Source organism: Maribacter sp. PR1, assembly GCF_028464145.1.
Classification (GTDB): Bacteria; Bacteroidota; Bacteroidia; order Flavobacteriales; family Flavobacteriaceae; genus Maribacter.
In genome coordinates, this window is the sequence record NZ_JAQPCG010000004.1 from 258380 (window position 1) to 277093 (window position 18714).

The 18714-nt window shown below is 38.7% G+C and carries 18 protein-coding genes and 1 tRNA gene; 8 read left to right on the forward strand and 11 right to left on the reverse strand.

The genetic code is table 11. The features are described 5' to 3' along the window. Positions 1-87 precede the first annotated feature (87 nt). Entirely contained in the window at positions 88-960 is an 873-nt protein-coding gene (locus tag PP182_RS10145; protein ID WP_272651131.1) for a diacylglycerol/lipid kinase family protein, read from the reverse strand. A 63-nt stretch (positions 961-1023) separates the two neighbouring features. Between PP182_RS10145 and PP182_RS10150 the strand changes: the two genes are divergently transcribed. Then, on the forward strand, positions 1024-2001 hold the full coding sequence (locus PP182_RS10150; RefSeq protein ID WP_272651132.1) for an App1 family protein: 978 nt from the start codon (positions 1024-1026) through the stop codon (positions 1999-2001). Positions 2002-2307: 306 nt separating this feature from the next. Further along, positions 2308-4149, forward strand: coding sequence for an outer membrane protein assembly factor BamB family protein (locus PP182_RS10155; RefSeq protein ID WP_272651133.1), 1842 nt, complete (start codon positions 2308-2310; stop codon positions 4147-4149). Positions 4150-4222: 73 nt separating this feature from the next. Here the strand turns inward: PP182_RS10155 and PP182_RS10160 are convergent, their stop codons facing one another. Genes PP182_RS10160 through hisC form a run of 5 tightly spaced genes read right to left on the reverse strand, consistent with a single transcriptional unit; the run spans position 4223 to position 9903 of the window. After that, a complete protein-coding gene (locus tag PP182_RS10160) occupies positions 4223-5095 on the reverse strand; it encodes a flavin reductase family protein (protein WP_272651134.1) in 873 nt (290 codons plus the stop codon). Between the two features lie 55 nt (positions 5096-5150). Next, positions 5151-6377, reverse strand: coding sequence for a fumarylacetoacetase (gene fahA, locus PP182_RS10165; RefSeq protein WP_419197728.1), 1227 nt, complete (start codon positions 6375-6377; stop codon positions 5151-5153). 22 nt (positions 6378-6399) lie between these two features. Beyond that, positions 6400-7560 (reverse strand): homogentisate 1,2-dioxygenase, encoded by a 1161-nt coding sequence (locus tag PP182_RS10170; RefSeq protein ID WP_272651136.1) that lies wholly within the window; start codon positions 7558-7560, stop codon positions 6400-6402. A gap of 56 nt (positions 7561-7616) precedes the next feature. Beyond that, entirely contained in the window at positions 7617-8747 is a 1131-nt protein-coding gene (hppD, locus tag PP182_RS10175) for a 4-hydroxyphenylpyruvate dioxygenase (RefSeq protein ID WP_272651137.1), read from the reverse strand. A gap of 49 nt (positions 8748-8796) precedes the next feature. Next, positions 8797-9903 (reverse strand): histidinol-phosphate transaminase, encoded by a 1107-nt coding sequence (gene hisC / locus PP182_RS10180; RefSeq protein WP_272651138.1) that lies wholly within the window; start codon positions 9901-9903, stop codon positions 8797-8799. Positions 9904-10017: 114 nt separating this feature from the next. On the opposite strand from hisC, the gene PP182_RS10185 reads away from it, so the two are divergent. Next, the gene (locus PP182_RS10185) at positions 10018-10476 is read left to right on the forward strand and encodes a MarR family winged helix-turn-helix transcriptional regulator (protein ID WP_272651139.1); all 459 of its coding nucleotides are present in this window, start codon (positions 10018-10020) and stop codon (positions 10474-10476) included. Between the two features lie 107 nt (positions 10477-10583). Beyond that, positions 10584-10657: transfer RNA gene (locus tag PP182_RS10190), tRNA-Arg, on the forward strand. A gap of 198 nt (positions 10658-10855) precedes the next feature. Here the strand turns inward: PP182_RS10190 and PP182_RS10195 are convergent. Then, positions 10856-11803 carry a L,D-transpeptidase gene (locus tag PP182_RS10195; protein ID WP_272651140.1) on the reverse strand — a complete coding sequence of 316 codons (948 nt, stop codon included), beginning with the start codon at positions 11801-11803 and terminating at the stop codon, positions 10856-10858. Positions 11804-11901: 98 nt separating this feature from the next. Then, entirely contained in the window at positions 11902-12666 is a 765-nt protein-coding gene (locus tag PP182_RS10200) for a TIGR00730 family Rossman fold protein (protein WP_272651141.1), read from the reverse strand. 155 nt (positions 12667-12821) lie between these two features. Between PP182_RS10200 and PP182_RS10205 the strand changes: the two genes are divergently transcribed. The 4 genes from PP182_RS10205 (at position 12822) to PP182_RS10220 (ending at position 17328) form a co-directional block, all read left to right on the forward strand. Then, positions 12822-13586, forward strand: a complete 765-nt coding sequence (locus PP182_RS10205; RefSeq protein ID WP_272651142.1) for an MlaE family ABC transporter permease — start codon at positions 12822-12824, stop codon at positions 13584-13586. A 10-nt stretch (positions 13587-13596) separates the two neighbouring features. After that, positions 13597-14382, forward strand: a complete 786-nt coding sequence (locus PP182_RS10210; RefSeq protein ID WP_272651143.1) for an ABC transporter ATP-binding protein — start codon at positions 13597-13599, stop codon at positions 14380-14382. Between the two features lie 4 nt (positions 14383-14386). Further along, a complete protein-coding gene (locus PP182_RS10215) occupies positions 14387-15367 on the forward strand; it encodes an MlaD family protein (RefSeq protein ID WP_272651144.1) in 981 nt (326 codons plus the stop codon). Positions 15368-15570: 203 nt separating this feature from the next. Next, entirely contained in the window at positions 15571-17328 is a 1758-nt protein-coding gene (locus tag PP182_RS10220) for a Na/Pi cotransporter family protein (RefSeq protein ID WP_272651145.1), read from the forward strand. A 73-nt stretch (positions 17329-17401) separates the two neighbouring features. Here the strand turns inward: PP182_RS10220 and PP182_RS10225 are convergent, their stop codons facing one another. From PP182_RS10225 to PP182_RS10235, 3 genes are all read right to left on the reverse strand, one after another. Then, the gene (locus PP182_RS10225; RefSeq protein ID WP_272651146.1) at positions 17402-17923 is read right to left on the reverse strand and encodes a hypothetical protein; all 522 of its coding nucleotides are present in this window, start codon (positions 17921-17923) and stop codon (positions 17402-17404) included. An 83-nt stretch (positions 17924-18006) separates the two neighbouring features. Beyond that, positions 18007-18225 (reverse strand): hypothetical protein, encoded by a 219-nt coding sequence (locus PP182_RS10230; protein ID WP_272651147.1) that lies wholly within the window; start codon positions 18223-18225, stop codon positions 18007-18009. A gap of 11 nt (positions 18226-18236) precedes the next feature. Beyond that, on the reverse strand, positions 18237-18686 hold the full coding sequence (locus PP182_RS10235) for a hypothetical protein (protein ID WP_272651148.1): 450 nt from the start codon (positions 18684-18686) through the stop codon (positions 18237-18239). Positions 18687-18714: the final 28 nt, after the last annotated feature.

Consider the following 18714-nt stretch of genomic DNA (forward strand, 5'->3'; position numbering starts at 1 on the left):
GTTACACCACGTAGAGATTACCAAGGAACATAAAACACTATTTTCGGATTATCCACACAGAATCAAATTACCTCTAAACTAGACAATTTAGCTGCCGCACAATACTTTTAATTTTTCAGGTCTTATTTTCGCATGTACTACTTTTTTATGGCCCATAAACTCTCCATCTACCTGAAAAGGAATGGAGTCTTCGCATTTAATGCTGGCCTCTGTTGTTTTTATGGTGGTTACAAATTCTTTACTTTGGGATATATCCCCGTAAAATGTTTTGATAATTTCAGCAATATCGAAATTCTTAAAAAGCAATATCTCAAACTGTTCATCATCCATAAAACCTGTCGGGTTTATGTTGGCACCCGTACCAAATTTTTTGGCATTCGCAATGGCGACCAAAATCACTTTTTCCCTGAGATTTTCCCCATTGGCTTCAACATGTACAAAAAATGGAAATTTACTTTGGGCCAAGGTCGGAATAGTCTGCAATAGATAACCCAACTTACCTCGAACATCGGATTCCTCATAATTTTCTATAAGTGCAGCGTTAACTCCCATATCGGCGATATGCAAACAGGTTTGACCATTCACTTCAAGAATATCCATTACCATAAATGCTTCTCCAAAGGCAATTTTTAACTGCCCTTCCAAATCATCGGGGATATCCAAGTTAGTTGCTAGACCGTTTGCCGAACCACAAGGGAGTACACCTACCAAAATATCTTTGTCCTTTATTGCATCTACCACTTCCCTTACCGTACCATCACCACCTGCTATAAGTATTCTTGAAAAATTGGATTGCTCTATTATTTTCGCTATTCTTTTTCCATCCTGCTCTCCGGTGGTTTTATAAATTTCCAATGCTACCATTAATGCTTCCGCCCTTTGCTTTACGGCCTCTATTATTTCCTCTTTATCGTTCCCGCCTGCTATTGGATTAATGACAAACAATATATTCTTTCTCATAGGGACAAATGGTTTATCCAAAATTAAGTATTTTCCGAAAGTACAGGTGTAAAGGTCGATCAAATGAAATTAGATTTACAATTATATAGGGGGTATGCAAATGATACCGAATTGGTGGTATATGGGCATATCTTCGAATCTTGGGGTCCAGGCAATTACAAAATAGACCGTAACGGCCTTTACCATACCTTTTCTATCTGGAAAATGTTCAGCATCAACCCCTTGAAAAACGTTAAGGTCACCATTGAATTTAAATCCGTAACGGCAAGCTCAGTAACGAATGCGAATGGATTTTTCAAATTTAGATTGCCTTATTCTTTTGAACTGCCTCCAGGGTGGCATCCATATACCATAACATGCCAACCCAAGAACCACCGGTATGGTATTATAGAAACCTCGGAACTGCGAAAGCCCTACAAGACGGGAATCAGTGTAATATCCGATATTGATGATACATTTTTAGTTTCGCACAGCAGCACGATCTGGAAAAAACTATATGTGCTTTTGACACGAAATGTGCACCAGCGAAAAACCTTTGTAGATGTGGTAGCCCATTACAAGGCGTTGGAAAGGAACCAGGTCCATGATGGAAGTCCCAATTCATTCTTCTTTGTTTCCAGTAGCGAGTGGAACCTATACTATTTTATAATCCAATTTTCGATATTGCAAAAATTGCCCAAAGCGGTTCTCAAGCTTAAGGATATTAAGACGGGGATTTTGGATTTTCTCAAAACCGGCGGCGGTAACCATGACCATAAATTCCACAAAATAGAAAGCATCATTTCGTTTTACCCAAACAACCGGTATATCCTATTGGGCGATGATTCACAAAAAGATGCGGATATCTATGAACGCATTAGTGCTACTTATCCCAAAAATATAAAAGCCGTTTATTTGAGACAGGTTTCCAAACATCAAAAATCAGCTATTCAAGCAAAGCTCGATCATATCGAAAATAATAACATTCCCACATGCTATTTCAAATCAAGTGCAACAGCCATTGCCCATTCCATAAAAATTGGAATTATTCAAGATTCCTAATCCCTGAAGCTTTAACGGGTCCAAAGCAACCTCCATTTTAAGGTACTCCTGCCCTTTATTTGGAAAGCTAATGTCTATAGCTCTGAAATTTCCAAGTTTCAAGAGTTTCGGGTTAATCACCCAACTGCAAATACAATAAAAAACCAAGTAAGTGGTATATAATCAGATAATTACATTAATTTAAGTTTCAAATATCGTAAATAGGTTTTGTAAATACATTTTGGAAACTAATTCGATCAAGAACTTTGCCTATTACGCCTATGTGCGTTTACAAAAGAAAAATTGACCAAACCGTAAATAACCACTATGAAATCCTTACTTCAAACTTTTCTATTGCTTGCCTTATTCCTATTAATTGGTTGCCAGGAAAATTCTAAAACCTCTAAAATTATAGCTGGGGTATCTAAAGAAAGCAATGCGCTTGGGAAAACAGTTTACACGACTACTTGCAACTCATGCCATGCAAATAACGCATCGGTAAAGTCAAAAGCGCCCAGTGTGGGCCAACTCTCTCGAATGAGTCCAAAATCAATATTTTCTTCCTTGACTAGTGGTAAAATGAAGGCACAGGCCGCTGGTTTATCAGATCTTGAAAAAAGAGCTGTCGCTGAATTTCTTACCCAACGTTCTTTAAAAGAAACCGAGTTTCCAAAAGAAGCATTTACCACCTTTGTTTTACCGGAAAATCCAACATACTTTTCTGGTCATGGCGGTAATTTAGAAGGTACGGGCTATGTAAAAGATTCTAAAATTAATGCGGAAAATGTCAATACCCTAGAAGTAGAATGGGTCTTTGGTTTTGATCAAGCTACCCAAGTTAGAAGTAAACCTGCGGTAGTTGGTGATTGGTTGATTATGGGTAGAGAGTTTGGCAATGTGTATTGTTTGAATCGAAAAACGGGTAAAATTGGTTGGCAGTTCCAGGCGGATGCAGCAATTAGAGGAGCAGTTGCAGTGGTTGGAAACCCATTGAACGTTTATTTTGCAGATTATACTACCAATGTATATTCCCTAGATGTAAAAACAGGTAAACTGTTATGGAAACAAAGGTCTGGTAAGCATCCGCAGTCTGCAGTTACAGGTTCGGTTGCCGTAATTGAAAATTCAATGATTGTACCTCTAACTTCCTTTGAAGTTCTTTCTGCCCAAGATCCAGAATTTGATTGCTGCACCTCTTCTGGCGAGGTAGTTTCCTTAGACACCAATTCTGGAGACATTAAATGGAGACACCGGGTAATTGAGGAGGAAGCGAAGGAAAGTGGTAAAAAAAGTAATGGGAAATCTTTTTTTGGACCATCGGGTGCCATTGTATGGGGAAGCCCAACTATTGATATTGAACGCGGTCTGGTCTATTTTGGTACAGGTGAAAACTATACCGACCCTCCCACAGAAACAAGTGACGCTATACAGGCACTGAATTTTGAAACTGGTGAACTGGTTTGGTCTTATCAAGCTACGGAAAAGGACACTTGGAATTTGGCATGCCCTGATAACCCAAATTGCCCGGAAAATGAAGGTCCAGATTTGGATTTTGGAATGGCCCCTATACTCGTCAAAGGAGCCCTAGACGGAAAGGATATTTTGGTTGTAGGGCAAAAATCGGGAGTGGTTCATGCACTAAATCCAGAAAACGGAACTATAATTTGGCAAACTAGAATTGGAAAAGGGGGTGCTTTAGGTGGTATACACTGGGGAATGGCAACGGACGGAAAGGAACTTTATGCCCCTAATGCAGATAATGTGTTGGCGTTAGACTCAAGCAATCCGTCCATAAAGGCTAGCCCAGGACTTTATGCATTGAATGTAGGCACGGGAAAGGTAAACTGGAGCCAACCAACCCCTGTCGCTGAAGAAGGAAAAATACAAGCAAATTCAGCTGCACCTCTTGCGCTTAAGGATGTAGTTTTTGCGGGCACCCTTGATGGTCACATACGGGCCTATCACGGTAAAACAGGAGCAATACTTTGGGATGATGACACTGTTAAACCTTATGAAACCGTAAATGGAGTCTTGGGAAAAGGGGGTTCCTTGGACGGACCTTCCCCAGTAGTTCACGATGATATGTTATATGTGAATTCTGGTTATGGGTCTTTTGGGGAAATCCCTGGCAATGTTCTCATTGCCTATAAATTGAATAGCACGAAATAGAAACCAGTACTTAATACGAGGAAATAGCAGCAATTTATACCATTTTGGACCGTTCTAAGAGCACTTAGCGTATTTATAAGTGTAGTAAGGCCAGGGCTTCCTCCGTTCTGTTCTCGCCGAGCCATCGCTGTGCCAGTTTGTGGATACTGACCTCATCAACGGTACTTTCCAGCAATTCCTTGACCTCGGGCAACTCCGCTACCCTATCCATGGATTCCTGTGTCGGCAATACCTCTAAATTCCCCAAACGTCCCAAATTATTACCTGTAAGCACCTTGCTATTCTGAACCTTTTTGGGCAACATATCCACTCCTATTCCTTTCTTACGAATGGGTTTTGGGATTTCAAAAAGTGCATCACCATTTGCCCTACAATACCAATTTCCGCCCATACGGGCCACTAAATCCAACTTAGGGGTATCTAGTTTGCCTTCAGTATCTAAAAAGGTTTCATTTACATGAATCTTTACCACTTTGGCCAAAACCAAGTTTCCAGCGCCACCTTCATCTCCTAAGGAAATTACTTGTTCTACGGTACATTCAAAAGCAACAGGTGCCTCTCCTACTCGGGGTGGTTTTACAGTATCACTAGAAACCTGGGTAAAGCCAGCTTTTTCGAATTCATTGACACCATGTTCATATTCCGTGCTGGAGAGTGACATCTGTTCCACCATATCATAATTTACGATATTGATAACGGTTTCCTTTATCTCTAACACGTTATCCAAGGTATGCTTGGTGGTATTGTCCCTACCCCTCCTGGATGGTGAGAAAACCATGATCGGCGGATTAACACTAAATAGGTTGAAATAGCTGAACGGGCTCAAATTTACGTTTCCGTTCTTATCTATCGTACTGGCAAAACAGATGGGTCTTGGCGCTACGGCGGATAACAAATAGCCATGAAGTTCTTGCTGTGAAATAGTAGTTGGATCGATTGTCTTCATGTTCGTTTGCTTTTTCATTCGTTACTTACATTTCTTTCTAAAGCCTTTTTTTCAATTATGTACTGGGTAATAGCGTTCCTCTAACTTCACCAAATCCAACGCGTATCCTCCCTTTTTCTGCATGTCCACGCATGATTACGGTATCATGGTCCTCAATAAACCTACGTTCACTACCGTCCCCCATTTGAACCGACTTCTTTCCGCCCCAAGATAGCTCCAACATGGAGCCATACGAGGATTCATCCTTTCCGGATATTGTTCCAGAAGCCATTACATCGCCTACATTTACATTACATCCGTTCACCGTATGATGCGCCAGTTGCTGTAACATATTCCAATACATATATTTGAAATTGGAAATACTGACCACTTTTTCGGCTGCATTTTTAGGTTGAATACCCACTTCCAACTGAATATCGTAGTTGTGATTTCCTTCATATGCTAAATAGGGCAACACCTCCGGATCTTGCTCCGGGCCAGGTACCTTAAAAGGCTCCAAGGCCTCCATAGTTACAATCCATGGTGACATGGAAGAAGCAAAACTTTTTCCTAAAAAGGGACCTAAAGGTACATATTCCCATTTCTGGATGTCTCGGGCTGACCAGTCGTTGAATAAGACCATTCCAAAAATATGATCTGCTGCATTTTTCGTAGTAATCCGTTCGCCTAGTTTCGTACTTTTTCCCACGATAAACCCTATTTCCAATTCAAAATCCAAACGTCCAGAAGCTTGAAAAAATGGTTCCTCAGCACCTTTGGGTAGTATTTGACCCATGGGCCTGTGCACAGGGGTGCCGCTTACTACAATCGAAGAGGCTCTCCCATGATACCCTACGGGAAGGTGCTTCCAATTGGGAAGAAGCGCATTTTCTGGGTCTCGGAACATTTTACCTACATTCGTAGCATGTTCTAGGCTACTGTAAAAGTCCGTATAGTCCCCAATTTTTACCGGAAGATGCATCGTGGCATCCTTTTGATACACAAAGGCCTCGGGTAAATCTTTCAACCTAGAGTTTTCATTCAACAATAGCTGTTGAATATCCAAACGTACTTTACTGGTAATGCCCTTGCCCAATCCAATGAAATCATTCAGAAAGGGTTTCAAAAAATAGTGTTTATCTACTTCCAGTAAATCGGCTTCTGCCAAAACAGCCAAATCAATGATTTGCAAGCCAATAGCTATACCGGCCCTTGGTTGGTTTCCATCCTCGGAGAAAATACCGAAAGGTAAATTATAAATCGAAAAATCGGAATCGTTGGGGACCTCGACCCAAGTAGACAATAGCTTCATTCTCAATGCTGTTTTATGAATTCAACCAAGATTTATAGTAGTCCCCATCATCCAATTTCATAGCGTTTTCGGTCACCATCAAAGGTTTAAAAGTATCTATCATTACGGCAAGTTCCTCAGAACCTTGCTGCCCAATACTCCGCTCTACAGCTCCAGGATGTGGGCCATGTGGAATACCGGCAGGATGCAATGATATATTGCCCGGTGCTACCCCGTTTCGGCTCATAAAGTCGCCATCCACATAATACAAGACCTCATCGGAATCTATATTGGAATGGTTATAGGGAGCTGGAATCGATTTTGGATGATAATCATACAATCGAGGTACAAAGGAACAAATAACAAATGCCGAAGTCTCAAAGGTTTGATGTACCGGTGGTGGTTGATGTATTCTCCCGGTTATGGGTTCAAAATTATGAATGGAAAATCCGTAGGGATAATTGTAACCGTCCCATCCTACTACATCGAACGGATTTCCTTCGTAAACCATTTCATGGAGCACCCCTTGCTTTTTTACCTTCATCAAGTGTTCGTCCATATCGGTATATGTTTCCAAATCCTGAGGTAACTTATAATCCCTTTCACAATACGGTGAATGCTCCAATAACTGCCCAAACCAATTTCGATATCTTTTTGGGGTGTAGATGGGGGTAAATGACTCCGCATAAAAAATACGGTTCTCGGTAGAATCAAAATCAATCTGATAGATAACCCCTCGAGGTATAATTAAGTAATCCCCGTACTCAAAAGGAATCTTCCCAAAAATGGTACGTAGTACACCGGACCCTTTATGGATAAATAACATCTCATCGGCATCAGCATTCTTATAAAAGTATTCGGTCATGGATAGCTTGGGTGCGGCCACACCGATATGCACATCGTTATTCACCAACAAGGGCTCCCTTGCCTCCAAAAAATCATCCTTGGGTTCCGTTTTGAAACTCACTAGTTTTAACGATCGTATGTGCTTTTCCATGGCAATTTTTGGAGAAACATCGGTACTCTTTATAATATCCTTTACCATAGTGGGTCGGTTATGGTGGTATAGTAAAGAGGACATGCCATCAAAACCTATCGTACCGAACAACTGCTCAGAATATAGTTCCCCATCCGGCCTACGAAACTGCGTATGTCGTTTAGGAGGAATGTTTCCTTGTTTGTGATATATGGGCATAAATAGCTATTTTAATTGGTATACTACTTTCTTTTAAAGTTACTCATTTTGTAGTATTACAAAGTACCTCTGAGTTCCTGCTCACGTTCTATGGCCTCAAACAATGCCTTGAAATTTCCCTTTCCAAAAGAAGTGGCACCTTTTCTTTGAATGATTTCAAAAAACATCGTGGGTCTTGCTTGAACGGTCTTGGTAAATATCTGCAACAAGTATCCTTCATCGTCACGATCCACCAAAATCCCTAGCTTACTTAGCGAGTCTATATCCTCGTCAATTTTACCTACCCGTTCCGTAAGAACATCGTAATAGGTAGTGGGAACGGTTAAAAACTCTACTCCCCTACTTTTAAGGTCGGAAACCGTTTTTACAATATCATCGGTAGCCACGGCAATGTGCTGCACACCTTCTCCTTCGTAGAATTCCAAGTATTCATCCACTTGAGATTTCTTTTTGCCCGGAGCCGGCTCATTAATTGGGAACTTAATACGACCATTGCCATTACTCATTACCTTACTCATCAGGGCCGTGAACTCGGTTGAAATATCCTTATCATCAAAAGACAGAATTTGCTTAAAGCCCATGACCTCTTCGTAGAACTTCACCCAATAATTCATTTTACCCTCTTCCACATTCCCTACCATGTGATCCACAAATTTTAATCCTACGGGCTCTGGCTGATAATCGGACTCCCATTTTCTATATCCTGGTAGAAATACACCATTATAATCCTTACGTTCTACAAAAATATGAACCACTTCTCCATAAGTATGTATACCTGAACGTACTACAGTGCCATCCTTATCTTTTTCGACCTGGGGTGTCATAAAACTCTTGGCACCACGTTTCACGGCTTCCTCATAGGCATGGGTGGCATCATCTACCCAAAGTGCCGTTACTTTAACACCATCTCCATGTTTATCTATGTGTTTTCCTACATCAGTTCCACTTTTAAGTGGCGAAGTAAGCACCAATCTTATTTTATCCTGTTGAATTACGTAGGATTCGAGTTCCCTACTCCCCGTTTCCAGTCCTTTATAGGCCAAGGATTTAAAACCAAATGCCGTTTTGTAATAATGTGCGGCTTGTTTGGAATTGCTTACATACAACTCCAGGTAATCGGTACCGTTGATAGGCATGAAGTCTGTCGATTTTTCCAGTTTCTTTTCTGTTGCTATTGTAGTTGACATATTTTTGATTTTTATATTGTTGTTATTGCAACATAATTGCTAAAAAATTTTAAGTAGTTACTGTTTTTAATTTGATGATGGTTTCTAAAGCTTCTAATAATGCCTTATTGGCCTCTCGCGTACCAAAGGAAATCCGAATTTTTCCAGGAGCACCAAAATTTCCTACGGCCCTGACCATGATTCCTTTTTGCTCCAACAAATGCACCAATTCCATATCGGGTATTGGGGGTTGAATCATGACAAAATTTCCTTGTGTTGGCCAGTACTTAATATGGAGAGCACTTAATCCCCTAAGCACAAACTCACGCTCCTTACGAACCAAATCCACCGTGCTTTGAACAAATTCCACATCCTCTAAGGCCGCTATAGCTCCTTCCAAGGCCAAAGAAGACAGAAGAAAAGGTTTACATATTTTTCTCATATAATTACTGATGTGCAAGGGGGCATAACAATATCCCACTCTTAGTCCGGCCAAACCATAGGTTTTGGAAAAACTATTAACGGCAATTACATTTTTATTTTGTTTTACAAAGGGAAGCCCTGTTGAATAATCGGACGCTTCCACAAAATGACGATATACCTCGTCCAGGACTACGATAACATGGCCCGGAACTTTATTCAAAAAAGCATTCAAATCATCTTCTGGAATGTAATTTCCCGAAGGATTATTGGGTGATGCCAGAAAGATTAGCTTAGTATGTGGTTTTACTGCATTTAATATACCATCCAAATCATAATCATAATCGGACGTCATAGGGACATTAGTAGCGGTTGCCCCCATCCATCTTGTAAAAGCGGTATAGGGCAAAAAGCAGGGTTGGCTCACAATCACCTCATCGTCCTTTTTGAGAAAGGCTTTGGAAATCATATCAATTATTTCCGAACCACTATTGGCCGTTATAAAATGGTCTTCTGTAAGTTCTTGCTTAAAATCCTTGACCAAGGCCTGTCGCAAACGAATGTCCGTGTTATCCGGATATTGACTTAAATCATCCAATGTTGCCTTTAATACCTTCCTTACCTTGGGGGAATATCCTAAAGGATTTTCATTAGAGGACAATTTATGTACGTTCATACCCTCGGGCATTACAATTTTCTTGCTACCGCCCTTATAGGTGCTATCCTCTAAAATATATGTTTTAAAATGTATCGGCATGACAAAGAATCAGTTATCCATTCGGGGCTTAAAATTACAAAAAATATTTCATATTGTTGCATTAACAACAATTTTAACGATTTTTATGTATTTTTGTCCACATAAGCTTCTATTATGGACAGAACAGAGGGATTTGGCGTTTACATTGATCGCACCTTAAAGAAGGTGCAAAGTACTTTTTTACAGGTATTTATGGACAATGATATTGACCTGACCATAGAGCAATGGGTCATCCTTCAAAGAGTGCACTTAGAAGGAAAAGACGCCTCACAGGCCGATATTGCCAAATCGAACTTTAGAAATAGGGCCACCACCTCTCGCGTTATCAGTGGACTTTGCAAAAAGGGCTTGCTTAGAAAATCCAGGTTCAGAGATGACCAAAAACGCTATAAGTTAATAATGACCGAAGAAGGTAAGCAACTTATTGAGCGCGTAATGCCACTTATCCAAGACTTAAGGAAAGTTAGCACCATCAATATCTCCGAAAATGATTTTGAAATATTTTATCAGGTTTTAGACCAATTATATGACAATTTTGATAAATACGAAGGCTACCAATCCACCATGGACTAATTACTTTTTCTATTAGACTATCTTTTATTGATTTTGATTTTACCACTATGGAATTTTTACTAAATTTGCACCCACATTTAAAAAACCCATCGTTTTAAATGTTATTGGGTCGCGTAGCTCAGCTGGATAGAGCATCTGCCTTCTAAGCAGACGGTCAAAGGTTCGAATCCTTTCGCGATCACGAATAAATAGTTCAATAAGAAAAAACGCCGAGCTTGCTTGAGCGTTTTTTTGTTTGGTCTATTTTCAGCACGGAGTGCTTTAAGGATATTCAATCCTTTCGCGATCACTTCAAATAAAAAGTCCATTATTCGTATAATGGACTTTTTATTTCGGAAAACCGGACATTATAGTTTTAATGGTATTAAAAACAAAAGAATTAATCTGATTTTGAATTATTCTCACTATAAATATCCTTCAAAATAGCAACTACCTTACCTTCTTCATAAGTCACCAAATCATAGCGAATCTTTAATTTGGTGCCTATGGGTGAGTGAAAATAAATAATCCAAGCATCAGCTTCCCTAGTACCAATACATCCATTAGAATAGGCCCTGCCTAAAGTTTCAGGATTGGTAGTAGGATGTATCATTTGTCCATTTCGTATTCCGTTGATTTCTGTTTCGACCCACGGAATTTGTGGCATGATAGTCGTTTTTCCATCATCTCGTTTTGTAACATAAAACTGTTTTCCATCTACCGGATTGTAGAATTCGGGATGCCTAACATGGTTAATTATATTTCCTCTACCTATTTTGGTACGTAAGTCTGTAATACGGTCCCCAAATTTCAAATACCGTTCCCTGTTTTGCCCTACACGAACAGGAAACGTATACAGCAATAGAGAATCTTGAAATATCCTTAATTTGAATTCAGGAACATTAACATCGATTTCCGTATCTGCAAAATCCTTGAGTATTTGAACAGCAGTAATGGAATCGGGAATCTGAAGTATACTTCCTTTAGTTAGAACTGTCAATTGTCGTTGGTCATAAACAAAAGAATCACGGGCAATCATTCTATAGTAATCCGTATTAGCCAAAGTATCCATAATCCATGGATTATTCCTTACTAAAATATGTTCTGACAATGCATAGGGCACTAAAGAATCATAACCAATTACCAAGGAATCAATATAATTGAAGTACTCCTTGATGGCTACATTCCTATTTATTAGCACCTTTGTTGGCAGTTTGAATTCCTTTTCAAGAGTATTTGAACTAATCTTTTTTGCTTGCACTTTTTCTTGAGTATAAGAGTTTTTTGCATTGCAAGAAGACAAAATTAAAAGCAGGTACCAAACACCAACGTAAACGAATCTAACCATATCAGCCTTTTAAATTTTTCAGTAGAACTATCACTTTTGCCTTAAATTCTTTGGTGAATAAAAGTAGTTCTTAGGTTAAGATAAAGATATGACCTCTATCATGTTCGTTTTGGTCGGGTCTCACCAAACCACCATTTAGTTTCCATGGGTTTTTTAACGAGTCCAAATCTTTTGACAGCATATTCCTTAAGGTGCTGCGTCATTTCCTCCACGGAATCTGTCAAAAACAAGAGATTCATGTCCTCCTGCGAAATACTTTCATTTTTGGCCATAGTCTGAATATGGTCGTAGAGTTCTTTATGAAATGCCTTTCCAAAAATCACCACTGGGAAATGGTGGATTATTTTGGTTTGAATTAATGTCAAGGCTTCAAAGAGTTCATCCAAAGTGCCAATCCCCCCTGGCATGACCACAAATGCATACGAATATTTCAACAACAAAAACTTACGTACAAAAAAATACGGAATATTTATCCATTTGTGCAGATACGGGTTGGGTTCTTGCTCAATTGGTAATATGATATTACAACCAATGGAATAGCCATTATTTAAATAGGCACCCTTGTTAGCTGCCTCCATGATTCCCGGACCTCCACCAGTCATGACTGCAAAACCCATTTCGGATAGTGCCTTTCCCACATCTACCGCTTGTTTGTAATAAACATTATCCTCTTTGAACCTTGCTGATCCAAATACTGTAACGCAAGGCCCAATAAAGTGTAATTTACGAAAGGCCCTGACGAAGTGATATTGCACCTTAAGGGTAAACCATAGTTCTTTGAATCGACTACGCGGACCATCTAAAAAAGAGCGTTCCTCACTTAGGTAGAAAGAGTTCGGGTTATTTTTTGGCACCTGTTCCATTGCTTATTTTTTGTACAATAAAAGTAAGACATGTCCAAAGGGTAGAAGATGACAATTCTCATTGCAGCCATGATATTGGTCATTTTTAAAGTAGCCTTTTCGATTTATATTTGAGAATGAGCTACGTCATAAAACCAGTATTTGCTAAATCAAAAATGGTTAACAGAATAAAACAGTTCTTCATTCAAATAGGGGAGTTGTCTTATTTTTCATCTCGGTTTTTCAAGGAGACCTTTAATCTTCCTTTTGAATTCAAGGAACTGCTACGTCAATGTTACCAAATGGGGAATCGTTCCTTAGTGTTGGTTGTAATGACCAACTTCATTATCGGTTTGGTGCTAACATTACAATCACGACCTACCATGATTCAATTCGGTGCCGTATCAATGATGCCCAATATGGTGGGAATTTCTATAGTAAGAGAAATAGGGCCGGTAATTACAGCCCTGATCTGTGCAGGTCGCATCGCTTCAGGTATTGGGGCCGAGTTAGGGTCTATGCGGGTTACGGAGCAAATTGATGCTATGGAAGTATCTGGAACCAATCCATTCAAATATTTGGTCGTGACACGAATTTGGGCTACAACGCTAATGATTCCGCTACTGGTCATTTTTGGGGATTTAATTGCACTATATGGGTCGGCCTTGGTGGAGAATTTGAAAGGACAAGTATCTTTTCAACTATATTTTAATACCGTTTTTGATGCATTGAGTTTCGGTGATTTGGTCCCGGCAACTGTAAAATCCTTTTTTTTCGGTTTCGTTATTGGCTTAGTTGGTTGCTATAAAGGATATTACAGTAAAAAAGGTACGGCCGGTGTTGGCATAGCAGCCAATTCGGCAGTGGTCATGGCCTCCCTCCTGTTATTTGTTGTGGATTTTATTGCCGTTTTTGTTTCCGATATTTTTTATGAAATCTAAATTTAAAAAAATGCCTCTATTAGCGTCTAAAGATTTAAAGCAAACAAAAAATGATCACAGTCGGAAGGTGGTCATCCATATTAGAGATCTACGTAAAAGTTTTGGAAGCAACCATGTTTTGAACGGTTTTAATATGGTGCTACACCAAGGAGAAAATCTTGTAGTCATGGGTAGATCAGGCTCGGGCAAGTCCGTGATGATAAAATGTCTTGTTGGGTTGATGACTCCAGATAGTGGTTATATAGAGGTTATGGGCAAGGAAATAGCCACCTTAAATCGTCTAACCTTGGACGAACTACGTTTGGATATAGGATTTCTTTTTCAGGGAAGCGCATTGTATGATTCCATGACGGTGCGTGAGAATCTGGAATTTCCATTGCGCAGGCACAAAAAAAAACTAGGTGTTGTACAAGATACGGCTCCGCTTGTTCCAGAGGCCTTGGAAAACGTAGGTCTGGGCCATACGATGGATTTAATGCCGTCGGAGCTTTCTGGAGGGATGAAAAGACGTGTGGCCTTAGCACGAACGCTCATTCTGAAACCAAAAATTATTCTATACGATGAACCCACCAGTGGACTGGATCCGATAACAGCAAAGGAAATTATTGAGTTAATGCGAAGCATTCAAAAAAAATATGGGACTTCCTCATTGATTATAACCCATGATGTGGACTGTGCCCGTGTGATATCGGAACGAATGATTCTTTTGGTAGACGGTATAAACTACGCAGGCGGTACATTTTCTGAATTATCGTCATCATCAGACCCAAAAGTAGAAGCGTTTTTTAAAAAATAGTACTATGACAAAAACTAAACTGGAAAATTTAAGACTAGGCATATTTGTCGTAATAGGAACGGTTTTATTGCTTTTTGCAGCTTTTCTTATTGGCAATAGACAGAATATGTTCAAAAAAACCTTTGAGATAAGCGCTATTTTTAAAAATGCAACAGGACTTCAAAATGGTAATAATGTTCGTTTTTCCGGGATAAACGTGGGCACTGTAAACGGTATTGAAATGGTAAACGATACCACGATACGGGTAAAAATGACCATCGAGAATAGCATGCGAAATCATATTAAAAAAAATGCAATTGCTAGCATTGGGTCCAATGGATTAGTGGGTAGTATGCTAATCAATATAGCACCTGGTGAGGGAAGTAGTGAACTTATTGTACCGGGAGACGAGCTGCAATCCCTTAGTAAAATAGGCACTCAGGATATGATAAGCACCTTAAATATTACCAATGAAAATGCAGCTTTGTTGACGGCCGACCTTTTAACAGTCTCAAAAGCACTTACCGAAGGCAAAGGTACATTAGGGAGATTGCTCAATGACACCATTTTGGCAGACCACTTACAGCAAACACTAAAAAACCTTAAGCAAACTAGTGAAAGTTCAAATACCACTATGGGCGAGTTGAATCGCATAGTAAGAAACCTTGACTTGGAGGAAAGTGCCGCAGGCGTATTGCTAAATGACACGGTTTCGGGGGGAAGAATCAAAAATATTATTCAAAACCTTGAAAATTCTACCTTTCAAATAGAAAAAATAACACTGGACTTGAACACTATTGTAGGCGATATTAAAGGGGGTGACGGGGCAATTGGCTATTTATCCAAAGACACTATATTGGTAAATCAATTGGATAGAACTATGCGGAACATTGAACAGGGAACGGAGCGTTTTAATGAAAATATGGAAGCACTTAAACATAATTTTTTGACCCGCGGGTATTTCAGAAAGTTAGCAAAACAGAAGAAAAATGAAGAAAAACAGTAGGACCAAGTTGACTATATCAAGAACCATTTTTTGTGCTATATAAGTACAAAGTCACTAGTTAAGGCATAAAAAAAGTATTCTATAATACTTAATTCTAAAAGAAAATGTGTCCAAACCTTATTTTACTAAAAAATATATCTAATTAAATTCTTTTTCTCCCATATTCTATGATTAAAAAAGCGTTGTTTTATTTATTTCTAATCATGCTTGCTGTTGTTTTGTTTTTAAACACAAACTTTAAAACAATCGCCGCAGGAATTGCAATTTTGCTTTTAGGCATGATTATGTTGGAAGATGGGTTTAAGGTATTTGCGAAAGGCCCTCTACAAAAAATTTTAAAAAAGACGACAGACAAACTTTACAAGAGCATTTCAGCTGGTGCAGCCGTCACTGCATTGATTCAATCAAGTTCATTGGTATCCGCAGTAACCATATCTTTTGTTAGTGCAGGGTTGATAACTCTCAGTGGTGGTATGGGCATAATTTTTGGCGCCAATATTGGAACAACTGCCACGGCTTGGCTTATTGCAAGTTTTGGTCTAAAAATCAACATTGCGATTTTGGCTATGCCTATGCTCATATTTGGGATTGTTTTTTCCTTACAGGAAAAAGCTCATTTAAAAGGACTTGGGAATATTCTAGCAGGATTGGGATTTTTCTTTTTGGGAATACATTACATGAAAGAAGGTTTTGATGTATTTAAAGAATATATTGATCTTACCCAGTATGCCATTCCCGGTTTCTTAGGGGTTGTTGTATATGTGGGTATAGGAATCATTGTTACCTCAATTCTTCAATCCAGCAGTGCAACTTTGGCGTTGATATTGACCGCCTTGGCTGCCGGACAAATACAATATGAGAATGCCTTGGCCTTGGCTATTGGCGCCAATATCGGAACAACCATAACAGCAATATTGGGCTCCATAAGTTCTAACGTTGCAGGGAAAAGATTAGCGGGAGCCCATTTAATTTTTAATTTCGTTACAGGAACTGTAGCCTTGGCAATCATTTTTCCTCTTGCCAATTTCGTGAATTACCTATCCATAATCACCGGGGTTTCTAGTGAGAACTTTACGCTAAAATTGGCAATATTCCATACCATATTCAACATCTTGGGCGTAATTATTATGATACCGCTTATAAAAAAGACCGAAAGACTTCTAATCAAATTTTTCAAAGAAAATAAACAAAAAGACATTGAACAACCTAAGTATCTAAATGAGAGCATACTGAAGTTTCCAAGCACGGTAGTATCGGCATTAACCTTGGAATCAAAATATATGTATGAAAACGCCATTTTCGAAATAATAGCACATGCCCTAAATATTCACCGGGAAGATATTAAATCCGACTTGGACCCGAGGCAAATTTTAAAAAAAACAAAAGAGGATTTTAAAACAGATGTTCGCAACCTATACTATAGTAAAGTAAAAACCATATATGGTGAAATACTACGATATGCGACCACTGCTCAAAGTACCTTGAAAATGGGAAAAGACCTAAACGATAGAATTTCAGAAATCAAGATTGCCAACCGTAAAATGGTAGAAATCATAAAAGTTGTTTTGGAACTGGGATTAAACGTATCGCTCTATCGTGACTCAGAAAATATTCATATGGTTAAGGAGTATAACAAGTTTCGAGAGAAAATAATAAGGGTATTGCGGGTGGTATATTTATTAAGGACCCAGGTGGATAAGGAAATTTACGATACAAAACTTTTAACTCTTAAAGAAAAAGCCAAAGACGGAAAATATCAATCCACCAAATCTATCAACGCACTCATAAGGGCTAATCTAATTTCCCCTCAGATGGCATCCTCTTTGGTAAATGATAAAGACAACTTAAACGAAATCATTAAAAATCTAATAGAAGTTGCAGAACTTCTCTATGGAGAAAAAGATTCCCTGTTGGAAACAGCCGAGCACAAAGTTGAGCATAAAATAACTATGGAAAATTAATGCTTTTTTAAGTATTGTTCTTGTCTTCTTTATAGTAAAAAATCAGAAAACAAATACCAGGAAACAGGATTTTTTACAGATGGTCTTCGTCCTTAAAAATAGGGTCTAGTCTATCCGCAATTTTCCTGATAAAAAGTGGCACATCCTTTATAATGGATTCCCCTGTGATGGCATCCACCCCTTTCATTTTATAGGAGCCTTCCCCAGATGTTGTAAGCACAACTATTCTGTCCTGGTAGTTATCCGTCCTTTCTATAAATATTTTTACTGTTACCGGAGGTTTCCAGTTCTCCCAAGTATGAACAATCAATAAAGCATCATAATCCTTTGGATTTATCCTTTGCAAATCTTTAATATCGATTACTTGGATGTAAATGGAATCCATGGAGTACCGATCAACAATTCCCTTGACCACCTTATCCTTAAAATCACTTCCCTGAGCGGCTATCAATAACTTTTTTTCCAAACCTGGAGTTTTAACCTCATAGGGTTCCACAAGATCCATGGAATATCGATTTTGATACCAAAGTAGAAACAAGAAAAAGACGCTCAATACGCCAAGAAATACATATAAAAATTTTTTAAAACCTTTCATTTTAGTACATTTTAACTTATTCTCGGTTCAATGAAACTCGCCTTCAAATGTTTCAATTAGCTGTAGAAATAGTTGGGTCAGTTTTACAATTTCCTATTTTTGTGAGTCTGTAAATGATGTCTAAGAAGTTCTTTTAAGCTTTCTAGGTAATTCCGTAGCGTATCCACGTCTATATCCGGATGTGTTGAGGATGAAATAGTTATTGGGCTTTCATCCAAAAATTGGTACAGCTCTGGATAGTTGGTCTCAATATTGCTTACCAGCTTTGTTATGTCGTTCAATATAGGTCGTAAATTATTCATAATTCCATGATTCAGTCGTCCATAATGCCTGCGAGTTTTTCACTATCGATGATGTATTCTGTTATCTTGAATACTTCCATTCTATTATTCCGAAACGATTTTACAAATTGGGCAATTTCCTCTTCCAAGTGTGCATGTTTCTTCTTCATAAAGTCATGATCCGCATAGTTCGGATTTTCAACCAAATATCCCAATCGCACCTCATGCTCTAGGATAGTTTCCAAGAGTGCCTTTACCTTCTCCTTAAGACCAAAGAGACTGTTTTTGAGTTTCTTCACAATATCAATATTTTCTGATTTTGTTATCCATAAAAAATACTTGTTTACCAGATGATGTAAAAAACTTAGGTCGTCCCGATAAAATTCCAAATCAGATTTCCAATAGTTGGTCAATACATAAAGTTCTTCCCATTTTGCATTTTTTGAGAATGAAGTCTGATTGTTTTTTTTCCTATCGCTCATTACATATCAGTTTTTGATTATCATCAAA